Origin of the sequence: Brachybacterium sacelli, assembly GCF_017876545.1 — a bacterium.
GTDB classification, from domain to species: Bacteria; Actinomycetota; Actinomycetes; order Actinomycetales; family Dermabacteraceae; genus Brachybacterium; species Brachybacterium sacelli.
Window position 1 is genome coordinate 2784294 of record NZ_JAGIOD010000001.1, and the last position, 19140, is coordinate 2803433.

The following is a 19140-nucleotide window of genomic DNA, read 5'->3' on the forward strand; positions in this document are numbered from 1 at the left end:
CCAGCACCGGCCCCATCCCTCGGGGCGGCCAGGTCCCCACGGCGAAACCCTTCCGGAATCCCGGCACCACCAAGCACATCTTCGTGACGGGTGGAGTGGTCTCCAGCCTCGGCAAAGGTCTGACCGCATCCTCGCTGGGGATGCTGCTGAGCAGCCGCGGACTGCGGGTGACGATGCAGAAGCTGGACCCGTACCTCAACGTGGACCCGGGCACCATGAACCCGTTCCAGCACGGGGAGGTCTTCGTCACCGAGGACGGCGCGGAGACCGACCTCGACATCGGCCACTACGAGCGCTTCCTCGACGAGAACCTCAGCGCCGACGCGAACGTGACCACGGGCCAGGTCTACTCCGGCGTGATCGCCAAGGAGCGCCGCGGCGAGTACCTCGGAGACACCGTCCAGGTCATCCCCCACATCACCAACGCCATCAAGGAGTCCATGCGCTCCCAGGCCGGGGACGACGTCGACGTGATCATCACCGAGATCGGCGGCACCGTCGGCGACATCGAGTCCCAGCCCTTCCTCGAGGCGGCCCGCCAGGTGCGCCAGGACATCGGCCGCGACAGCGTCTTCTTCGTGCACGTCTCCCTGGTGCCGTTCATCGGTCCTTCCCAGGAGCTGAAGACCAAGCCGACCCAGCACTCGGTGGCCGCCCTGCGCTCGATCGGCATCCAGCCCGACGCGATCGTGCTGCGCTCCGATCGCGAGCTGCCCGGCTCCGTCAAGGCCAAGATCTCCTCCATGTGCGATGTCGACCTCGACGCCGTCGTCACCTGCGCCGACGCCCCCTCGATCTACGAGATCCCGCTCGTGCTGCACGGCGAGGGCCTGGACGCCTACGCGATCCGCCGCCTCGACCTGCTCAGCCACGACGTGGACTGGACCCAGTGGGAGTCCCTGCTGCAGCGTGTCCAGCATCCCGCCTACGAGGTCACCGTCGCCCTGGTCGGCAAGTACGTCGACCTGCCGGATGCATATCTCTCGGTCAGCGAGGCCCTGCGCGCCGGCGGCTTCCACCACAGCACGAAGATCGCACTGCGCTGGGTCGAATCCGACCTCTGCGCCACCGCGGAGGGTGCCCAGGAGCAGCTGGGCGACGTCGACGCGATCGTGGTCCCGGGCGGCTTCGGGATCCGCGGGGTCGACGGCAAGGTCGGCGCCCTGCGCCACGCCCGCACCCACGGCATCCCCGCCCTCGGCCTGTGCCTGGGCATGCAGTCCATGGTCATCGAGTACGCCCGCGACGTGCTGGGCCTGCCGGGTGCCCACTCCACCGAGTTCGAGCCCGAGACCGCCCACCCCGTCATCGCGACCATGGCCGAGCAGGCCGACATCGTCTCCGGCGAGGGTGACCTCGGCGGAACCATGCGCCTGGGCTCCTACGACCACACCCTGCGCGAGGGCTCCCTCGCCGCCCGCACGTACGGCGCCACCGAGGTCGCCGAGCGCCACCGCCACCGCTATGAGGTGAACAACGCCTACCGCGAGCAGCTGGAGGAGGCGGGGCTGGTCATCTCCGGTGTCTCCGCGGACCGTGCGCTGGTGGAGTTCGTGGAGCTGCCCGCCGACGTGCACCCGTACTACATCGGCACCCAGGCCCATCCCGAGCTGAAATCGCGCCCCACCCGAGCACACCCGCTGTTCGCCGGCCTGATCGGCGCAGCGCTCGAGCTGCAGAAGGCCACCCGGCTGCTCGAGGTCGAGCCCGTGAAGGGGATCGGGGCGACCACGGGGCCGACCCCGGACGGTGCTGTTCCGGCGCCCATCACGGACGAGGAGATCTGAGCCGATGACGCTGCGCGACACGCCCGGCGCCCGCCCCATCGCCGACCGCACCACGGTCCACTCCGGGATGGTGTTCGACATCGTGCGGGACAGGATCGACTTCGCCCCCGGAGTGCGGTTCGACCGGGAGTACATGCGCCACCCCGGGGCGGTCGCGGTGCTCGCCGTCGACGAGCAGGATCACGTGCTGCTGATCCGCCAGTACCGCCATCCCGTCGGCCACACGCTGTGGGAGATCCCCGCCGGGCTGCTCGACGTCGACGGGGAGAGCCCGCACGTCGGCGCGCTCCGGGAGGTCGGCGAGGAGACCGCTCACACCGCCGCGCATCTGCACACCCTGGTCGACCTGCGCCCCAGCCCGGGCGGCAGTGACGAGGTGATCAGGATCTACCTCGCCACCGGCGCGTGCCCGCTGGGGGAGGCCGGCGGTTTCGAGCGCACCGACGAGGAGGCGGAGATCGAGACCCGCTGGGTCCCGCTCGCCGACGCCGTCACGGCGGTGCTCGAGGGCCGCCTCACCAATGCCACCACGGCCGCGGCCGTGCTCGCCCTGGCGGCCCACCGGGCCCGCGGTGGGGACGAGGCGATGCTGCGACCGGCCGACGCCCCGTTCCCGGAGCGGCCCGGCCGGTCCTGAGGCCCGGCCCTGGGCCGGCGTCGAGGCCCCGGCGAGGTGCCGGGCCCGCTCAGGAGGACCGGAAGTCCTCGAGGGCGCCGCGGATCTGCTCGAGCGAGAAACGGGCGTCGGAGAACCCGGCGATGGTGTTCTTGCCGAAGGCGTGGACGCGCCCGGCCTTCACCGCTTCCAGCTGCTGGTACAGCGAGGACTCCTGGAGCTCGACCATGAAGGAGTTGGGTTCGCCGAGCAGATTGCTGTCGTAGAAGAGGAGGTCGGCGTCGCCGACCACCTCGAGGATCCGCTCGGAGGAGATCGTGGCCTCCGGTTCGCCCTGCCCGGCGACCGCCTGGTTCTCCTGCGCCGACCAGGTCAGACCCAGGGGAGTCAGGAGCGTGCCGGGCATGTTCTCCTCACCCCAGGCGTAGAAGTTCCCCGTCTCGTAGGCCCCGATCACGCCGACCACCAGGCCGTCGGTGACGTCCGCGTACTCCTCGGCGGTCGTCGCCAGCTCGTCCTCCCAGGCGGACTTCAGGTCCGTGAACTCCTGCCCGAGCCCCAGCGCCTCGGCGACCTCGTGGACACGCTGCTGCCAGTCGGCACGATCGCCGCCGCGCAGGGTGAAGCCGAAGACGGGAGCGATCTGCTCGAGCTGGGAGAGGACGTCGTCCTCGAGCACGTTGTGGGCGAGGACGAGATCCGGCTCGAGTCCGGCGACCGCCTCGATGTCGACCTCGCCGCCGGGGACCACCACCGGCACTTCCTGCAGATCGGTCCACAGGTTCTCGGGCACGTACTCCAGGCCGTCCTCACCGGATTGCCCGGCAGCTCCGGTGCCCACGGGGATCACACCGAGATCCATCATCGCCTGCGTGCCCGCGTAATGCAGCGAGACCACCGCCCTGGGCTGCAGCGGCAGCTCGACCTCACGGCCCATGGCGTCGGTCACCGTGCGGAGGTCGCTGTCATCGTCGGAGCCGCTGGTGAGGGTCCCGGCTTCCCCCGCGCCGCAGGCGCTCAGCGTGGTCAGGCCGAGCAGGCCGGCGCCGGCCAGCAGGCTTCGGCGGTCGAGCACGCTCGAGGGTGCGAGGCCGTCGCGCAGGGGTGCGGTGATCGATCGGGAGCGGTGAGGGACAGTCATGGACATGACCTTTCCGGAGTGGGGAGGGGTTCGGGCACAGCGGGCGGGACGGGCCTGGTCCCGTGCCGGGGCACGACGAGCGGACCGCCGTTGACGGGGTCCTCGATGACGGCGGCGTCCAGACCGAACACCGTGGCCAGCAGATCCGGGGTGATGACCTCGGCGGGGTCCCCCTCGGCGTGGATGCGCCCCTCGCTCATCACCACCAGGTCGGTGGCGTAGCGCGCGGCATGGTTGATGTCGTGCAGCACCGCGACGACGGTGCGGCCCTGCGCATGGAGCGTGGCGAACAGGTCCATCAGAGCGATCTGGTGGGCGATGTCGAGGAAGGTGGTCGGCTCGTCGAGCAGCAGCAGATCCGTCTGCTGGGCCAGGACCATCGCCACCCAGGCGCGCTGGCGCTGACCGCCGGAGAGCTCGTCGACCTGCCGCGCGGCGAGGTCCGTGATGCCGGTGGATTCGAGGGCCGCGCCGACCGCCTGCTCGTCGGCCGCGCTCCATCGGGCGAGCATCGACTGGTGCGGATACCGTCCCCGTGCGACGAGGTCGGCGACCGTGATGCCCTCGGGGGAGAGCGCGGACTGGGGCAGCAGACCCAGGCGTCGCGCGAGCTCCTTGGCGCGCAGCTGATGGATGGCCCGCCCGTCCAGTGCGACCGTGCCCGCGGTGGGGCGCAGCAGGTTGGACAGGGCGCGCAGCGTGGTCGATTTGCCGCAGGCGTTCGGCCCGATCACCACCGTGAAGGATCCGTCGACGACGGTCAGGTCGAGGTGCTCCGCGATGACGCGCTCGTCGTAGGCCAGGCGGGCATCGTCCATCCGCAGCGCCCCGACCGGCCGGGGCGGGGTGGGCGGGGTTCTCGTCGTCGGGCTCACAGGGCTCCCCTCCGGTTCTCCCTCACGATGAGGTACAGCAGGTACAGACCGCCGAGGCTCACGGTCATCAGGCCCACCGGAAGCGACCGGCCGGGCAGGGTGTGCTGGGCGACGAGGTCCGCGCCGAGCAGCAGCACGGCCCCCGTGCAGGCCGCCGGCAGCATCGGCGTGCCCTGGGAGGCGGTCAGGCGGCGGCCGATCTGCGGGGCGGCCAGGGCGATGAAGGCGACGGGCCCGGCGACGGCTACGGCGACCGCCACCAGCAGCACCCCGAGGACGATGGCGATCAGCTGCGTGGCCTGCGGGCGGGCACCGATCGCTCGGGCGGTGTCCTCGCCGAGGTCCAACTGGGCCAGGGGGCGGCTGAGCGGGATCAGCGCCGCGAGCAGCACCACCGCCACCGCCAGGGTGGGGCCGACGTAGGGCCATGCGACACCGTTGAGGGACCCCACGCCCCAGGTGGAGGCGACGATCGCCAGGTCCAGCTCGGCGGTCAGCACGAGGTAGGTGTCCACGCTGGCGAGCATCGCGGTCAGGGCGATGCCCACGATGATCAGTCGGAACCCGGAGATGCCGCCGCGATGGGCCAGACCCATCACCACCGCGGCGCTCGCCAGGCCCCCGAGGACCGAGCCCGCCGTCAGCGCCGGGTACGAGGCGGTGCCCAGGACCAGGATCACCAGCAGCCCCCCGGTCTGCGCGCCCGTGGTGAACCCGATGATGTCGGGGGAGCCCAGGGGATTGCGGGTGAGGGTCTGGAAGATGGCCCCGGCCGCGCCCAGCAGCGCCCCCACCGCGAGGGCCGCGAGCGCCCTGGGCAGGCGCCACTCCATCACGTACAGCGTCACCAGGCGGTCGGCGCCCCCGGTCAGTGCTGCGAGCACGTCGGCGGGAGCGATCAGCACGTCCCCCAGCACCAGGGCCGCTCCCAACAGGATGAGCGCGAGCAGGAAGAGCACCGCGCAGACCGTCGCGGTGCGCACCGGGATCCGAGTACCGAGAGGGCGGCGGAGGACCCAGTACCGGGGCGGGGCCGGGAGGGCGCTCACAGGCCGCTCACCCGCCTGCGCCGCACCAGCAGCACCAGCACGGGTGCGCCGACGAAGGCGGTGACCACCCCGACCGGCAGCTCGCGCCCGGGCAGCACCACCCTCGCCAGCACGTCGGAGACCAGCAGGAGCAGGGCGCCGCCGAGAACGCTCAGGGGCAGGATGCGCCGCTGATCGGGGCCGACCGTCCAGCGCACCGCGTGGGGCACCATCAGACCCAGGAAGGAGATCGGGCCCGCGATCGCGGTCGCGGCGCCCGCGAGCAGCGTCACAGCCCCCACGGCGAGCACCCGAGCGGGCGCCAGGCGGACCCCGAGCGACCCGGCGAGGTCCTCGCCCAGGGCGATGGCGTTCAGAGGACGCGTCACCCCCAGGGCGATCAGCAGACCGATCCCGATCCAGGGCGCCACCGACACCAGCTGCGCGAGGTCAGGTCCCGCCACGGAGCCCGCCGCCCACACCCGGAAGCGGTCGAAGGTCCCGGGATCCAGCAGACGCAGCCCGGAGGTGACACCGCCGAGCACCGCGGCCAGCGCCACCCCGGCCAGCGTCGTGCGCAAGGGGGTGGCCGGGCCCCGCCCCCCGGCGCCGATCGCGACCACCGCCAGGGATGCGACCGCGGCGCCGAGCAGGGCCGCGACGATCAGTCCCGAGGTGTCGACCACCCCCAGGGCGGCGATGGCCACGGTCACCGCGAAGGCGGCACCGGCATTGACCCCGAGGATGCCCGGATCGGCGAGCGGATTGCGGGTGAAGGCCTGGATCAGACCGCCGGCGACCGCGAGAGCCGCACCTACCAGCAGCGCGACCAGCGTGCGGGGGAGCCGGTAGTCCCACAGCAGCGCGGTCGCCTCCGCACTGCCGTGGTCGCGCAGCACGTTGAGGATCTCGGCAACGCTCAGCGGCCTGGCCCCGACGGCCAGACTGAGCACGACGGAGGACAGCAGACCGATCAGCAGTCCCGCTGTCAGCAGGGCGGTCCTCACGGGCGGGTGGGCGCGTTCGCGCCGGAGGCGTCGGCGATCACGACGGAGGGGCCGAACCCCCAGCCGAGCGGCGCACTGCGCACCCCGGAGCAACGGGCGCCCTCGAGCAGATCCCGCAGCTGGGTGCTGGTGCGCAGCGCGACCCCGGTCGAGGTGAGCGCCGTCAGCGTCCGGGCGGCGACGTGGTCGTCGGTCCGGGCGTCGTCGGCGAGGTCCGTCACCAGCAGCAGCTGGGCACCGGTGCGGCGGGAGAGGCGGTCCAGGAGCGAGCGGAGACGCGCGTCGGGGAGTGCTTCGGTCGCGTGCTGGAGGATGCTCACCTCCGTCAGAGGCAGTTCCTCGTCCTCGAGGACCAGCTGCACTCGCCGGCGCCGGGAGGGATCGGTGATCTCGCGGTCCAGGCGCTGTCGGATCATCTCCGCGCGGCGCGGCGCCACCAGCAGGCTGACCCTGCGGTCAGCCCGTGCCAGCAGCGCGGCGGCCGTCGGGACGATGCCGTCGCCGCAGAGCAGCACCGTCCCCGCGGCGGCCACCTCCGGCAGGTCGGCCAGGGGCTGGACGTTCCACTGCAGCGAGTCCTCGCGGCGGCCGTGGAACGCCGCGTCGACCTCGTCGTCGTGGCCGCGCCAGGTCACGAGGTCCGCCGGCAGCGCCGGGGCGGTGGCCACCTCTCCGGTGCGCACCACCGTGAGCAGTTCGAGCAGGGAGAGGTCCACCCGGCCGGCCGGCGTGTCCAGATCCAGCGACTCCTGGACGCTCTCCTCGAGCAGCACCTCGCCCAGCGCGGTATGGACGAAGCCTCCACGGCCGTCCTCCCGCAGCAGTCCCAGAGCGATCATCGCGTCCAGGAGCGGGGACAGCCGCTCGACGGGGACCCGTGTCGTCTCGACCAGTTCGGGGAGCGAGCGGGCGGCGTCGGCGAGGGCGACCGGGATGCCCAGGGACACGGCGACCCGCAGCACGATGGGGGCCAGCAGCTCGCTCATCTCGTGCACCTGGTGCATCAGCTCCTGCGGGGAGGCGGGCGTCGGCGGGTCCGACGCCGGTGCGCGGTCCGCGGACGGCGTCGGCACGGGCTCGGAGGATGTCGGCGGTGCGGGGGAGGTCGCCCTGTCCGGTGCGCCGCCGCGGCGCGGTGACTCGGCGCGGTCCTCGTCGCCGGTCACCCGGCGCCAGTAGCCCACCACCTCGACGTCCTCCTTCGGCAGCGCGAGATCGCGGCGCAGGTAGCGGCGGATGGGGGAGATGGTGAGGGTCTCGCCGGCGCACCACGCGTACACCCGGCCCGGGAGCATCTCGAGCGAGCGGAGGGCGTCGAGCATCAACGTGGAATGTCCCGCCCGGACACCCCGGGGTCGCACCAGCCAGCTGATCTCCGCCTCGGCTGCGGTCTCCAGCTGCTGCCGATCGGCAGCGTCGGGCACCTCGAGGAGGACCTTCGCGCGGGTCCCGGCCGGGGCCTCCTCGAGCCACCGCCCGATCGCGGGCAGGGCGGTCTCGTCCCCGATCAGCAGATGCCAGTCGACCTCCTGGTTGATCCCGGCGCTGCACTTGGGGCCCGCGAAGGAGATCGGATCGCCCACCTCTGCGGCGAAGGCCCAGTCGCTGGCGCGTCCGGCGTCGTGCCTGACCACGTCGAGGTCGACGGTGCCGGACTCCGGATCGGCGCGCCGCACCGTGTAGTCGCGGCACAGTCCGAGTACGCCGGGTGCCCAGTCGAAACGTCCGGGCTCCTGGCGTCCCGGAGCGGGGGCGGTGCCGTCGGGCTCCGGGATCACGAGCTTGACGTGGTCGTCGAAGCCGTCGCTGACGAAGGGCCGCAGCGGGATCCCGTCGCGCTCGCCGCCGCGGAGCTGCTCGCTGCGCAGGGTCACGCGCCGCATCACGGGGGAGATGTCCTCGATCGCGGCGACGGTCGCATCGCGCAGGGCGATCGGGAAGATCGACAACGGGCGGGAGGTGCGGGGCACACGGACTCCTCGGACTGTTCGGACTGCTCGGCTCGGACGGGCGGCTCAGCGGTGCGGCACCGACGGTCTCTCGCGGACGCCGATCCACTGAGGGTAGCCTCACCTGACTGAGCGAAGCCTACCCTTAGTGGACAGGGTGTGCGCCAGGGTCGTCCGTGTTCAGGATGATCTGTGCTCGGGGCGACCCGTGCCCGGTATCAGTCGGCCGGATCGTCCTCATAGAGGCAGAAGGGATGCCCCGCCGGATCGAGCATCACCCGTACGTCCTCCTGCGGCTGGAACTCCGCCAGGTGCGCTCCGAGCTCCTGGGCCGCTGCGACCGCCCCGACGACGTCGCGTGCTCCGAGGTCGAGGTGGAGCATCATGTGCTGCTCGCCGTCGCCGGCCGGCCACACGGGCGGCGTGTAGTGCTCCTCGCTCTGGAAGGCGAGGTTCGCGCCGGCCCCGGGGATCTGCATCGTGCATCAGTGCGGAGCATCGGCATGCAGCGGCCACCCCAGCAGATCACGGGAGAAGTGCGCCAGGGGCTGCGCGCGCGGCGCGCTGAGCACCACGCCGACCAAACCGCTCAGATGGGGTCTCGGGGAGAGCGGGCCGTCCGGTCCCGCAGGGGCGTTGTCGACATCCTCGTCCATGCCTCCATCGAACGCCTTCGGGCCGCCCCAAGCAAGAGCGGCCGCTCGGGCATGCACAGTGCGGTGTCCGAGACGGCGGGAAGGCGCGCTCAGTCGTCCTCGGTCAGCGCGCGGTGGACCACCGGGCCGGCCTGCTCGGCCTGCCAGGGCCGGGCGCCGAGCGCGAGCAGCTCGGACTCGAGGACGTCCTCGGCGGGCGCCTGCTCGTGCTCCCACACCCAGTGCCGTAGAACGGCGGGCTGCAGGAGGTTCTCGGCGGGCAGCTCCAGGTCCTCGGCGCGCTGGCCGACGGCGACGCGCACCAGCTGGTACCGCTCCCACACCTCCGGGTACTTCTTGGACCACAGCTTGTGCGGCGGGGGGTAGGAGCGCTCGCTGCGCTCGGGCAGGTGCGAGGCGGGCAGCCCGAGGCCCGAGCGCGCCGCCTGCCACCACAGGTCCTTGCGGTGCAGCTTCGCCGGCAACGCCTGCTCGAAGGCCTCCCGCCCGCGGGGCGCCTCCTTGGCGGCGGCGACCAGGTCGCGGTCCTTGATCACCCGGTGCGGGGAGAGGTCCTCGGCGCCGGCGATCTCGTCGCGCCGTGCCCACATCTCCCGGGCGGCGGCCAGCTGCTTGGCCGAGCGCAGACCTCCCAGGCCGTGCAGCCCCCGCCAGGTCGAGGACCGTGTGGGACCGTGGTCCCGCAGCCGCTCGTGCTCGAACTCCTGGCGGGCCCACTCCGCCTTGCCGTCCTCCTGCAGTCGCGCGGCGAGGACGTCGCGGACCTCCACCAGCACCTCGACGTCGAGGGCGGCGTAGGTGAGCCACCCCTCCGGCAGCGGGCGCCGGGACCAGTCGGCCGCGGAGTGCTCCTTGGCCAGGCGCAGCGAGAGCGCGTCCTCCACGACAGCGCCGAGACCCACTCGCTCCATCCCCAGCAGACGGGCCGCCAGCTCGGTGTCGAACAGCGCCGCGGGACGCATCCCGAGCTCGTCGAGGCTGGGGAGATCCTGTCCCGCCGCGTGCAGCACCCATTCCCGCTGCGCCAGCAGATCCAGCAGGCGGGCGGGCAGGGTGAAGGCCAACGGATCGATCAGCGCGGTGCCCGCGGCCTCGGTGCGCAGCTGCACCAGGTAGGCGCGGGAGCTGTAGCGGTAGCTGGAGGCTCTCTCGGCATCGACCGCGACGGGCTCCTGCGGTGCGGAGGCGGCGGCCTCGCACCAGGCGAGCAGGGGCTGGATCCGATCGATGACGGGCACGAGGCCGCTGCGCGGAGAGGTGAGATCGGTGACGGGGGCGGACTCTGTCACCGGGCGTCACCGGCTTCCTCGGGGCGCGGCGCCCTCGCATGGTGGGTGGGGGCGATCGGGGCGATGCGCGGCGGGGCCGGGGGCAGGCCTCCCGCGGCGGCCAGCATCGCCGTCCAGGCGGCGAAGTGGGGGGCGAGGTCGGGCCCGCGGCCCTGCCCGTCGCCCTCGCTCACCGCCTCGTGCTCGGGGGTCCAGGACACGCGCATCTCGACGTCCACGGTCGAGGGGCGCTCCGCGAGCGCCCCGTAGGACTGCGAGACCACCCGGGTGGCGGTGCAGCCCAGCTCCCGGGAGTCGGCGCCGTGCAGCTCGAGGGACTCGGTGACCCAGGACCAGGCCACGTCCCCGAGCATCGACTCGATCGCGAACTCGGGCTCCAGCTGCGCCTGGACCAGCGCCACCATCCGATACGTGCCGTCCCAGGCGTCCTGGCCGGCAGGGTCGTGGAGGATCACCAGGCGCCCGGAGGCGAGCTCCTCGTCATGGATCAGGATCTCCCCGGTGCAGGCCCACGTCGACGGCGCCATCTTCGAGGGCGCAGGGATCTCTCGCCACTCGAACTCCGGTCGGAGCGTGGCATGGGTCATGGCGTCGACGGCGGCACGGAAGGTGTCGTCGCCGGTGCGGATTCGATGGACGGGCACGCTGGGGAGACTAGTCGCGCGCCGTGCCCGGACCCGTCAGGCGCGCCGGTGCCTGGGGCGGTCCCCGGGCGCGGGGACCGCTCAGGCCGCGGTGTCGTCGCTGTGGACGAGGCTGATGGAGTTGATGCAGTAGCGCTGATCGGTGGGGGTGGAGAAGCCCTCGCCCTCGAAGACGTGGCCGAGGTGCGAGCCGCACGAGGCGCAGCGCACCTCGATCCGGCGCATGCCCAGGGAGCTGTCCTCGAGCAGTTCGACCGACTCGGAATCGGTCGGCGCGTAGAAGGCGGGCCAGCCGCAGTGGGCGTCGAACTGGGTCTCGGCGGTGAACAGTTCCGCGCCGCAGGCCTTGCACGCGTAGGTGCCGGCGGGACGCACCTCCTCGTACTCGCCGGTGCCGGGACGTTCGGTCCCGCCCTGACGGAGCACCTGGTACTCGGCGGGGGAGAGGCGCTCGCGCCACTGCTCGTCGCTGATGGTGAGGGGGTAGGTGCGCGTGCCGATGGGATCGGTGGACATCGAAGCTGCCTCCGCTCTGCGACGCCCGGGGCGTCGCGCTCGTGCGCGGGACGCGACCGTCCCGCTCCGGATGATGAACGCGGTGTTCACAGTGTCGATCCTAGTGCGCGGATAGGATGCACGGTATGACGCGTGACCAAGTCCGGAGCCGCCCCGCCACCGGTCCCCTGGGATGGACCCGGGCCATTCGGCCCCGTTCCGACCAGGGCCGATGGGCGGAGGCAGCGGTCGTCGGTGCCGTCGGCGCCGCCTCGGCGTTCACGCTCAGCGCAGGTCTGCTGGCCGTCGGCGCCCGGGTGATGGCGCGCCTGCCGCTGGTTCCCCAGCAAGGACTGCGCAGGCGACCCGACCTTCCCGTGCGCGCGGTGCACCCCGACCGGGTCCACGTCGAGGCGACCAAGGAGTCCGTGCGGGACGGCTACCTCGCGCTCCGGCAGTCCGGGGGCACGGTGCACGTGCGGCTGGGACCCGTGGACGGTCGTCCCACCCCCACCACCGTCTCGCGGCCGCTGCTGGCCGCGGACACCGCCGAACCCCTCCGGGTGGCCAAGGCCGCCGTCAACGGGTTCTTCTGGGCGGGCTCCCCGGCGACCGCCCACGGGCTGGGGACCGAGGAGGTCGAGGTCGACTCGCCCGTCGGCTCGATGCCCGCGTGGCTGGTGCGCCCGGACGAAGGGCTCGGCTCGGTGCCCGGCGGCTCCGACACCTGGGCGATCCTGATCCACGGTCACGGCTCCATGCGCGGCGAGGCGCTGCGGGTGATCCCGCTGCTGCACCGCCTGGGGCTGACCAGCCTGACCATCACCTACCGCAACGACACGGGCGCTCCGGACTCCGCGGACCGGATGTACCACCTCGGGGCCGACGAGTGGGAGGACACCGAGGCCGCGATCGAGTACGCGCTGGCCCACGGCGCCCGTCGCATCGTGCTGATGGGCTGGTCGATGGGTGGCGGCATCGCCCTGCGCGCCTCCGTGCGCACGGCGCACCGGGACCGGGTCGTCGGCCTGGTGCTCGACTCCCCGGCGGTGGACTGGCAGGACATCCTGATCTACCACGCCACCGCGCTGAAGGCGCCGCGGGCGATGCGGACGCTGGCGATGTGGATGATGACCTCCGCGGTCGGGGCCCGCCTGGTGCGTCTGCACGAGGCGATCGCACTGGACGAGATGACGCCCGAGCACTACGCCGAGCACCTCATCCATCCCATCCAGCTGTTCCACGCCCTCGACGACGCGACGGTGCCGCCGGAGCCGAGCCGCCGCCTGGCCGCCCTGCGCCCCGATCTGGTGGAGTTCGTGCCCTTCGAGGGCGCCTCGCACACCCGCGAGTGGAACCGGGATCCGGCACGGTACGAGCGGCACCTGGCTGACTTCCTGGGGCGGGTGCTCGGCCTCGAGGCCGAGGCCGCCGCGCTGCAGCTGCCGGTGCGCGACCCGGCCTCGGCGGCCCTGGAGGACTCGACCGGCCTGCGACTGTGAACGGGCGGAGAGCCTGAACCCGCGGTCCCGGCGCGCTCAGCGCTCCCGGCGGTACCGCGAGACCGTCGCGTGCTCGCCGAGCAGCAGCGAGGACAGCTCCCAGCGCTGATCGTGCGCGGCTCCCCGGAGCACGCGCGGGGAGCCGCCGCCGACCGTGCGGTGCGTGGTCGAGAAGCACAGCTCGTCGAGCAGTCCGTCGGCCGCGAGCCGTCCCAGGGTGGAGGGCCCGCCCTCCACCTGGATGCTGCGCATCCCCCGCGCGGCCAGGCCCTCGATCGCCGCGGACGGGGTGGCGGCGGCGATCACGTGCTCCGCGTCCAGGTCGGCGCGCCGACCTGCCTCCGCCGCGGATGCGGGAGAGGAGATGAGATGGAGCGGTCCGCTGCGATCGAGCGCGTCTGGCAGGTCCCCGCTGTCGGACCAGACGGCGAGGGCCGGGCGCGGGGCGCCGCCGGGCCGACGGGAGGGCTCCAGCAGGTCACCGCGGCCCTGGACGTGGGAATAGTCCTCCACGCGCACTGTCGCGGCTCCCACCAGCACCACGTCCGCCAGGGCGCGCAGCACGCCGAAGACGAGGGAGTCGTCGGGATTGCGCAGGGTCCCACTGGTGCCGTCGGCCCCGTGGACCGCCCCGTCGAGGGTGGCGTTCATCATGGCCCGGACGTGCGCGGTGCCCGCGGGCAGCGCGGGCAGGGCATAGAGGTCGGCGATCGCCCGTGCCGCCTCCGGGCCGATGCCCAGCGGGAACGGGGCGGGGAGCAGGGCTCCGTCACGCAGCAGCAGGTGCACGAGATCCTCCGGGACGACGTCGAGGTGTGGCTCTGATCATCGCGCACGACGCCTGGGCGCACGACCCGGCACCGGGGCCGCGGACGGAACATACACTGGCCGCCGTGACTGAAGCGCTCTGCGACCGACGGCCCGAACCGACCCTCGAGCGGCTGCTCGCAGATCTGGTGCCCCCGCCGCGGTTCTCCCGTGCACGGCTCGAGAACTACGTGCCGGACCCCGCCTTCCCCTCCCAGGAGGAGGCGAAGCAGCTCGTGAGCGAGTTCGCCGCCCAGCTCGGCCGGCCCACCGGCGGCTTCCTCGCCAAGCTGCGGCGTCGACCCCGGACGGCCCGTGGAATCTACCTCGACGGCGGCTTCGGCGTGGGCAAGACCCACCTGCTGACCTCCCTGTTCCATGCGGTCCCGGGCAAGCGGGTCTACGGCACCTTCGTGGAGTACACGGACCTGGTCGGCGCGCTCGGCTTCCAGCGCGCCGTGGAGCTGCTGGGCGAGTCGGTGCTGGTGTGCATCGACGAGTTCGAGCTCGACGACCCCGGCGACACGCTGCTCATGACCCGGCTGATCCGGGAGCTGTCCGACCGCGGTGTAGCCGTCGTGGCCACCTCGAACACGCTGCCGGACGCGCTCGGGGAGGGGCGCTTCGCGGCGCAGGACTTCCTGCGCGAGATCCAGGCGATGGCCGAACGATTCCAGGTGCTGCGCATCGACGGCGAGGACTACCGTCGCCGTGACGGGGTCGCCGAGATCCGCTCCCTGGCCGAGCCCACGGTGCGCGAGCACGCCGAGGAGCAGACCGGCAGCACCCTCGACGACTTCGACGAGCTGCTGTCCCACCTCACCACGGTCCACCCCTCCCGCTACGGCGCCCTCATCGACGGCGTGGCCTCCGCGCACGTGACCGGACTGCACGGCCTGACCCACCATCACGACGCGCTGCGCTTCGTGGTGCTGGTGGATCGCCTCTACGACCGTGAGGTGCCTGCGCTGATCTCCTCCGGGCCCGGCGCCGGGATCGTCGAGGACCTCTTCGCTCCCGAGCTGCTGCGCAGCGGCTATCGCAAGAAGTACTACCGGGCCCTGTCGCGCCTGGCATCGCTCGCCCACGACGGCTCCGGCCTCCTGACGGGTGGCAGCGCGGACCCGGCCGGAGAGCGCAGCGCGTGAGCGAGGAGCCGACCAGGGACCCGGGGGAAGGGCGGGCGGTGCGGCACTCCCGCTCGGAGCACGCACGGCGCACCCTTGCCGGACGGATCATGGACGGAGCCCTCGCCCCGGGCACGCCGCTGCGCATCGCCGGGCTGTCGACGGAGCTCGCGATGAGCGCCACCCCGGTGCGGGAGGCTCTCCACCTGCTCACCGGCGAGAAGCTCGTCGAGTACCTGCCCATGCGCGGCTTCGTCGTCACGAGGCCGCCCGACGACGAGCACGTGCGCACCATGGGGGAGGCCCGCGAACTGCTCGAGCCGGAGCTCGCCGCGCTCGCCGCGCAGCGCGCCACGTCCGCCGAGCGGGAGGCGCTGGACGCTACCCTCCGACGGACCGCCGCGGCGGGGATCGGTACGCGCTTCCAGGAGTACGAGGGCTACCTCGACCAGTCGAGCTCCTTCCACGCCGAGATCGCCCGCGCGGCGCGCAGCCCGTACCTGGCCTCCGCGCTCGAGGCGATCCCCGTGCACACGCTGAGGTTCCGCCGCTTCGGCGAAGCGGGTGTCGACGATGCCGAGATCTCGGTGCGTGAGCACGCAGCGGTGCTCGAGGCGATCGATCACGGGGACGCCGAGGCCGCGCGGGAGGCGATGACCGCCCATGTGCGGGCGGTGACGGACCGGGCTCTGCGTGGCCCGGGGGAATGAAGGGGGAAGGGACGGCCTCGCCGCGCGGGGCGCGAGGAGCACCGAGAGGTGCCGGCGCCGGCGGGCTCAGGCCTCCGGGTCGAGATAGAGCTCCTGGACCACGGCATGATCCTTCCCGCCGTCGCCCCGGTCCACCGTCTCGAGGTAGAGCTCCAGCAGGGCCGGCAGCAGGCGGGCGGGCAGCGCCGCACCCTCGGCGGCCGCGGTTGCGTACGTCAGGTCCTTGACCTGATTGGCTGCCGAGCCGCCCAGGGAGTACTCGCGACCGACGAACTTCTCCTTCTTCTGAGCGAGCACCTCGCTGCGGGCGAGGCCTCCTTCCAGCAGCGTCACCAGCTGCTCCACGTCGAGCCCGCTGCGGCGAGCGAGGGAGAAGGCCTCGGCGAGGGCGGCGAGGGTGCCGCCGACGACGATCTGATTGCACAGCTTGGCGACCGTGCCGGTGCCGAGCGGTCCCAGATGCAGGACGATCCCGCCGATCGTCCCGAGCACCGGGAGCACGGCGGCGACATCCTCCTCCGCGCCCCCGACCATGATCGACAAGGTGCCCGCCGCCGCCCCCGCGACCCCGCCGGACATCGGTGCGTCGACCACCGCGATCCCGTCGGGCGCGAGCTCCTCCGCCAGCGCGACCACCTGCTCGGGGCCGGTGGTCGACAGGACGACCACTCGCGCGCCGGCCGCGCCCCAGGCCTCCCGGGTCGGCGCGTCGAGCAGCTCACGCAGGGGTGCGACGTCAGGAAGCACGGAGAGGATCACCGGCGCCGCGGCCTCGGCCGGGCCCGCGGCCCGGATCGCGCCGGCCGCGACGAGATCGTCGGCCCGGCTCGCCGTCCGGTTCCACACGACGGTGGTGAGGCCGGCATCCAGGAGGGTGGCGGCGAGGGGATGCCCCATCGGCCCCAGGCCGATCACCGCGACGCGTGCGCTGTCCATGACTGCTCCTTCACAAGGGCCGGGGGACGACCGTAGACTCTGAATCATATTTTATTTCTGGTCGACAGGTGGCCGTCCGGCCGATCCCGTCTCGGGGCCGACGGACCCGCCGGTCGACCCCCACCACACAGGAGCCTGCCATGGCGCTGACGCCGTACCCCGCTGCCGACTTCCCGCAGCAGCCCACCGCGCTCCTCACCGGCGCCGCCTCCGAGCGCGGCATCGGCCGCGCCACCGCCCACCGCCTGGGGCGGGAGGGCTGGGCCGTGGCGGTCCTCGACCTGGATGCCGAGGCGTCCGCCGAGGTCGCCCACGAGGTCGCCGAGCAGCACGGGGTCGCGACCCTGGGACTCGGCGTGGACATCTCCGACGAGCAGCAGGTCGACCGCGCCGTCGCCCGCGTCGACGCCGAGCTGCCGCAGCTGGTGGGTGTGGTCAACAACGCCGGCATCTCCTCGCCGACACCGTTCACCGAGGTCGGCACCGAGGAGTGGAAGCGGGTGTTCGACGTCAACGTCCACGGCACCTTCTTCGTCACCCGGGCGGCGGTGAGGATCTTCCGTCGCCGCAGCCTGGGCCGCATCGTGAACGTCTCCAGCGCGTCGGCCGAGCGCGGTGGCGGCGTCTACGGGCGCGCCGCCTACTCCGGCTCCAAGGCCGCGCTGCTGGGCCTGGCCAAGACCTGGGCCCGCGAGCTCGGGGAGTACGGCATCACCGCCAACTCCGTGGCGCCCGGTTCGATCGACACCGACATCATGGGCGGGCGCCTGAGCGACGAGCGCAAGGAGTTCCTGCTGCAGGAGCTGCCGGTCGGGCGGGTCGGCACCGTCGACGACGTCGCCGGAGCCATCCATTACCTGCTCGGCCGCGACGGCGGCTATCTCACCGGCGTCACCCTCGACGTCAACGGCGGCTCCCACATCCACTGACTCCACCACCGGGGAAGCCCCCCCCGGCCCGTCCCACCGATCCCAGGAGCGCCATGCCCGCCACCGGAACCCTGCACGTCGACCTCGCCGGCACCACCGCCGTGGTCACCGGATCCACCCGCGGCATCGGCCGCGCGATCACGAAGCGCCTGCTCGCCGCCGGCGCGCACGTGATCGGTCTGCAGCGGGGGACCGAGCCCGTCGGTCCCGGCCACGAGTGCGTGGGCGTGGACCTCGCCGACCCCACCGCCCGCGCCGCGGCGGTGGAGCGGGTGCTCGCCGAGCACGAGGTCGATCTGCTGGTCAACAACGCCGGCATCAACCTCCGCCACGGCCTCGAGGACTTCCCGCTGGAGGAGTTCTCCCAGGTCATGGCCGTCAACCTGGAAGCGGTCGTGCAGCTGACGCAGGAATTCGGCCGACCGATGCTCGCTCGCGGCCACGGCCGCATCGTCTCCCTCGCCTCGATGCTCTCGTACTTCGGCGGCGTGAACGCCTCGGCGTACGCCGCCTCGAAGGGTGCCGTCGCCCAGTTCACGAAGTCGGTGGCCAACGAGTGGGCCGGGCGCGGGGTCGCCGTCAACGCCGTCGCCCCCGGTTACATCGCCACCGAGCTCAACGTGTCCCTGCGCGAGGACGAGGCCCGCAACGCCGAGATCGTCTCCCGCATCCCCGCCGGACGCTGGGGCCGCGCCGAGGACGTCGCCGGCATGGTGCTGTTCCTGGCCAGCGAGGGTGCCGACTACGTGCACGGAGCGGTGCTCCCGGTCGACGGCGGGTACCTCGGGCGCTGAGCACGATGTGCCCGCGGCCCCGCGCGAGCATCCGGCCCGCGCGCCGCCCACACGCGCGAACGTCGACCGCCCGCTGCGGTGCCGCCCGCTCGCCGGTGCCCCATGATCCATGGAAGGATCGCCGCATGACCTCCTCGAGCTCCTCGACCTCCCTGCACTCGACGCCGCCGCTGCTGGTCGCCATCCTGCGGGGGCTGACCCCCGACGAGGCGCCCGCCATCGGGCAGGCACTGCTCGACGCGGGGATCACCTGCTTCGAAGTGCCGCTGAACTCGCCGCGGCCCTTCGACTCGATCCGGATCCTCACCGAGCGCTACGGCGAGCAGGCGGAGATCGGGGCGGGCACCGTCGTCGACCCCGCCGACGTACCCCGGGTCGTCGAGGCCGGGGGCCGCCTGGTCGTCGCCCCGAACACGGACCCCGAGGTGATCGCCGATTCCCTCGGCCTCGGCCTGATCCCGTACCCGGGGGTCGCGACCGCCACCGACGTCTTCGCCGCGCTGCGAGCCGGCGCCCGCCACCTGAAGATCTTCCCGGCCGATGCCCTGGGCACCGCCGTGCTGCGGGCCTGGAGCGCCGTCGTGCCCGCGGGCACGGCCTTTTTGCCCGTCGGCGGCATCACCACCGAGACGCTCCCGGGATGGATCCGCGCCGGGGCAGCGGGCGCCGGGATCGGGACCTTCCTGTACGCCCCGGGCCGTGATGCCGAGGAGGTCCGGACCACCGCCGCCGGCCTCGTCCGCGCGGCATCCGGCGCGCAGCAGCGGGAGGGCTCCGCGCAGTAGGGGAAGGACGCCCCAGGTGCGGCTCCGGCCCCGGGGGGAGACGCCTGCGCGGTGCCCGGCCCC

Annotated in this window: 20 protein-coding genes; 8 read left to right on the forward strand and 12 right to left on the reverse strand. The window is 73.0% G+C overall.

The window, feature by feature from the left end; translation table 11 throughout:
• The first annotated feature begins 14 nt into the window (after positions 1–14).
• Together JOF43_RS12575 and JOF43_RS23000 are read left to right on the forward strand one after the other, a co-directional pair.
• A complete protein-coding gene (locus JOF43_RS12575; RefSeq protein ID WP_209903307.1) occupies positions 15–1787 on the forward strand; it encodes a CTP synthase in 1773 nt (590 codons plus the stop codon).
• 4 nt (positions 1788–1791) lie between these two features.
• Positions 1792–2424, forward strand: a complete 633-nt coding sequence (locus JOF43_RS23000) for an NUDIX domain-containing protein (RefSeq protein WP_209902481.1) — start codon at positions 1792–1794, stop codon at positions 2422–2424.
• Between the two features lie 49 nt (positions 2425–2473).
• Here the strand turns inward: JOF43_RS23000 and JOF43_RS12585 are convergent, their stop codons facing one another.
• From JOF43_RS12585 to msrB, 10 genes are all read right to left on the reverse strand, one after another.
• Entirely contained in the window at positions 2474–3544 is a 1071-nt protein-coding gene (locus tag JOF43_RS12585) for an ABC transporter substrate-binding protein (protein WP_209902483.1), read from the reverse strand.
• Positions 3541–4362: an ABC transporter ATP-binding protein gene (locus tag JOF43_RS12590; protein WP_209903309.1), complete on the reverse strand. Its 822-nt coding sequence runs from the start codon at positions 4360–4362 to the stop codon at positions 3541–3543. Before JOF43_RS12590 ends, JOF43_RS12585 begins: the two co-directional genes overlap by 4 nt.
• Positions 4363–4415: 53 nt before the next feature.
• On the reverse strand, positions 4416–5468 hold the full coding sequence (locus JOF43_RS12595) for a FecCD family ABC transporter permease (RefSeq protein ID WP_209902485.1): 1053 nt from the start codon (positions 5466–5468) through the stop codon (positions 4416–4418).
• Complete coding sequence (locus JOF43_RS12600) at positions 5465–6454, reverse strand: FecCD family ABC transporter permease (protein WP_209902487.1); 990 nt, start codon at positions 6452–6454, stop codon at positions 5465–5467. The genes JOF43_RS12595 and JOF43_RS12600 overlap by 4 nt, the downstream gene beginning before the upstream one ends.
• The gene (locus JOF43_RS12605; RefSeq protein ID WP_209902489.1) at positions 6451–8424 is read right to left on the reverse strand and encodes a siderophore-interacting protein; all 1974 of its coding nucleotides are present in this window, start codon (positions 8422–8424) and stop codon (positions 6451–6453) included. Before JOF43_RS12605 ends, JOF43_RS12600 begins: the two co-directional genes overlap by 4 nt.
• Positions 8425–8621: 197 nt before the next feature.
• Positions 8622–8882 (reverse strand): VOC family protein, encoded by a 261-nt coding sequence (locus JOF43_RS22650; RefSeq protein WP_245354105.1) that lies wholly within the window; start codon positions 8880–8882, stop codon positions 8622–8624.
• 6 nt (positions 8883–8888) lie between these two features.
• Entirely contained in the window at positions 8889–9059 is a 171-nt protein-coding gene (locus JOF43_RS22655; protein WP_245354106.1) for a hypothetical protein, read from the reverse strand.
• 89 nt (positions 9060–9148) lie between these two features.
• Positions 9149–10348 (reverse strand): HRDC domain-containing protein, encoded by a 1200-nt coding sequence (locus JOF43_RS12615; protein ID WP_209902491.1) that lies wholly within the window; start codon positions 10346–10348, stop codon positions 9149–9151.
• Positions 10345–10992, reverse strand: coding sequence for a DUF3000 domain-containing protein (locus tag JOF43_RS12620; RefSeq protein ID WP_209902493.1), 648 nt, complete (start codon positions 10990–10992; stop codon positions 10345–10347). Before JOF43_RS12620 ends, JOF43_RS12615 begins: the two co-directional genes overlap by 4 nt.
• An 81-nt stretch (positions 10993–11073) precedes the next feature.
• The gene (msrB, locus tag JOF43_RS12625; RefSeq protein ID WP_209902495.1) at positions 11074–11508 is read right to left on the reverse strand and encodes a peptide-methionine (R)-S-oxide reductase MsrB; all 435 of its coding nucleotides are present in this window, start codon (positions 11506–11508) and stop codon (positions 11074–11076) included.
• Positions 11509–11633: 125 nt separating this feature from the next.
• Between msrB and JOF43_RS12630 the strand changes: the two genes are divergently transcribed.
• Positions 11634–12989 (forward strand): alpha/beta hydrolase family protein, encoded by a 1356-nt coding sequence (locus tag JOF43_RS12630; protein WP_209902497.1) that lies wholly within the window; start codon positions 11634–11636, stop codon positions 12987–12989.
• 36 nt (positions 12990–13025) lie between these two features.
• Here JOF43_RS12630 and JOF43_RS12635 read toward each other — a convergent pair whose 3' ends face one another.
• A complete protein-coding gene (locus JOF43_RS12635; RefSeq protein WP_209902499.1) occupies positions 13026–13778 on the reverse strand; it encodes a dihydrofolate reductase family protein in 753 nt (250 codons plus the stop codon).
• Between the two features lie 104 nt (positions 13779–13882).
• Between JOF43_RS12635 and zapE the strand changes: the two genes are divergently transcribed.
• A complete protein-coding gene (gene zapE / locus JOF43_RS12640; RefSeq protein WP_209902501.1) occupies positions 13883–14944 on the forward strand; it encodes a cell division protein ZapE in 1062 nt (353 codons plus the stop codon).
• A complete protein-coding gene (locus JOF43_RS23160; RefSeq protein WP_209902503.1) occupies positions 14941–15633 on the forward strand; it encodes a GntR family transcriptional regulator in 693 nt (230 codons plus the stop codon). The genes zapE and JOF43_RS23160 overlap by 4 nt, the downstream gene beginning before the upstream one ends.
• 66 nt (positions 15634–15699) lie before the next feature.
• On the opposite strand, the gene JOF43_RS12650 is transcribed toward JOF43_RS23160, so the two are convergent.
• A complete protein-coding gene (locus tag JOF43_RS12650; protein WP_209902505.1) occupies positions 15700–16569 on the reverse strand; it encodes an NAD(P)-dependent oxidoreductase in 870 nt (289 codons plus the stop codon).
• Positions 16570–16709: 140 nt separating this feature from the next.
• On the opposite strand from JOF43_RS12650, the gene JOF43_RS12655 reads away from it, so the two are divergent.
• The 3 genes from JOF43_RS12655 (at position 16710) to JOF43_RS12665 (ending at position 19077) form a co-directional block, all read left to right on the forward strand.
• Positions 16710–17498 carry an SDR family NAD(P)-dependent oxidoreductase gene (locus tag JOF43_RS12655; RefSeq protein ID WP_209902507.1) on the forward strand — a complete coding sequence of 263 codons (789 nt, stop codon included), beginning with the start codon at positions 16710–16712 and terminating at the stop codon, positions 17496–17498.
• A 53-nt stretch (positions 17499–17551) separates the two neighbouring features.
• On the forward strand, positions 17552–18292 hold the full coding sequence (locus tag JOF43_RS12660; RefSeq protein WP_209902509.1) for an SDR family NAD(P)-dependent oxidoreductase: 741 nt from the start codon (positions 17552–17554) through the stop codon (positions 18290–18292).
• Positions 18293–18417: 125 nt separating this feature from the next.
• Positions 18418–19077: a 2-dehydro-3-deoxy-6-phosphogalactonate aldolase gene (locus JOF43_RS12665; protein WP_209902511.1), complete on the forward strand. Its 660-nt coding sequence runs from the start codon at positions 18418–18420 to the stop codon at positions 19075–19077.
• Positions 19078–19140 lie beyond the last annotated feature (63 nt).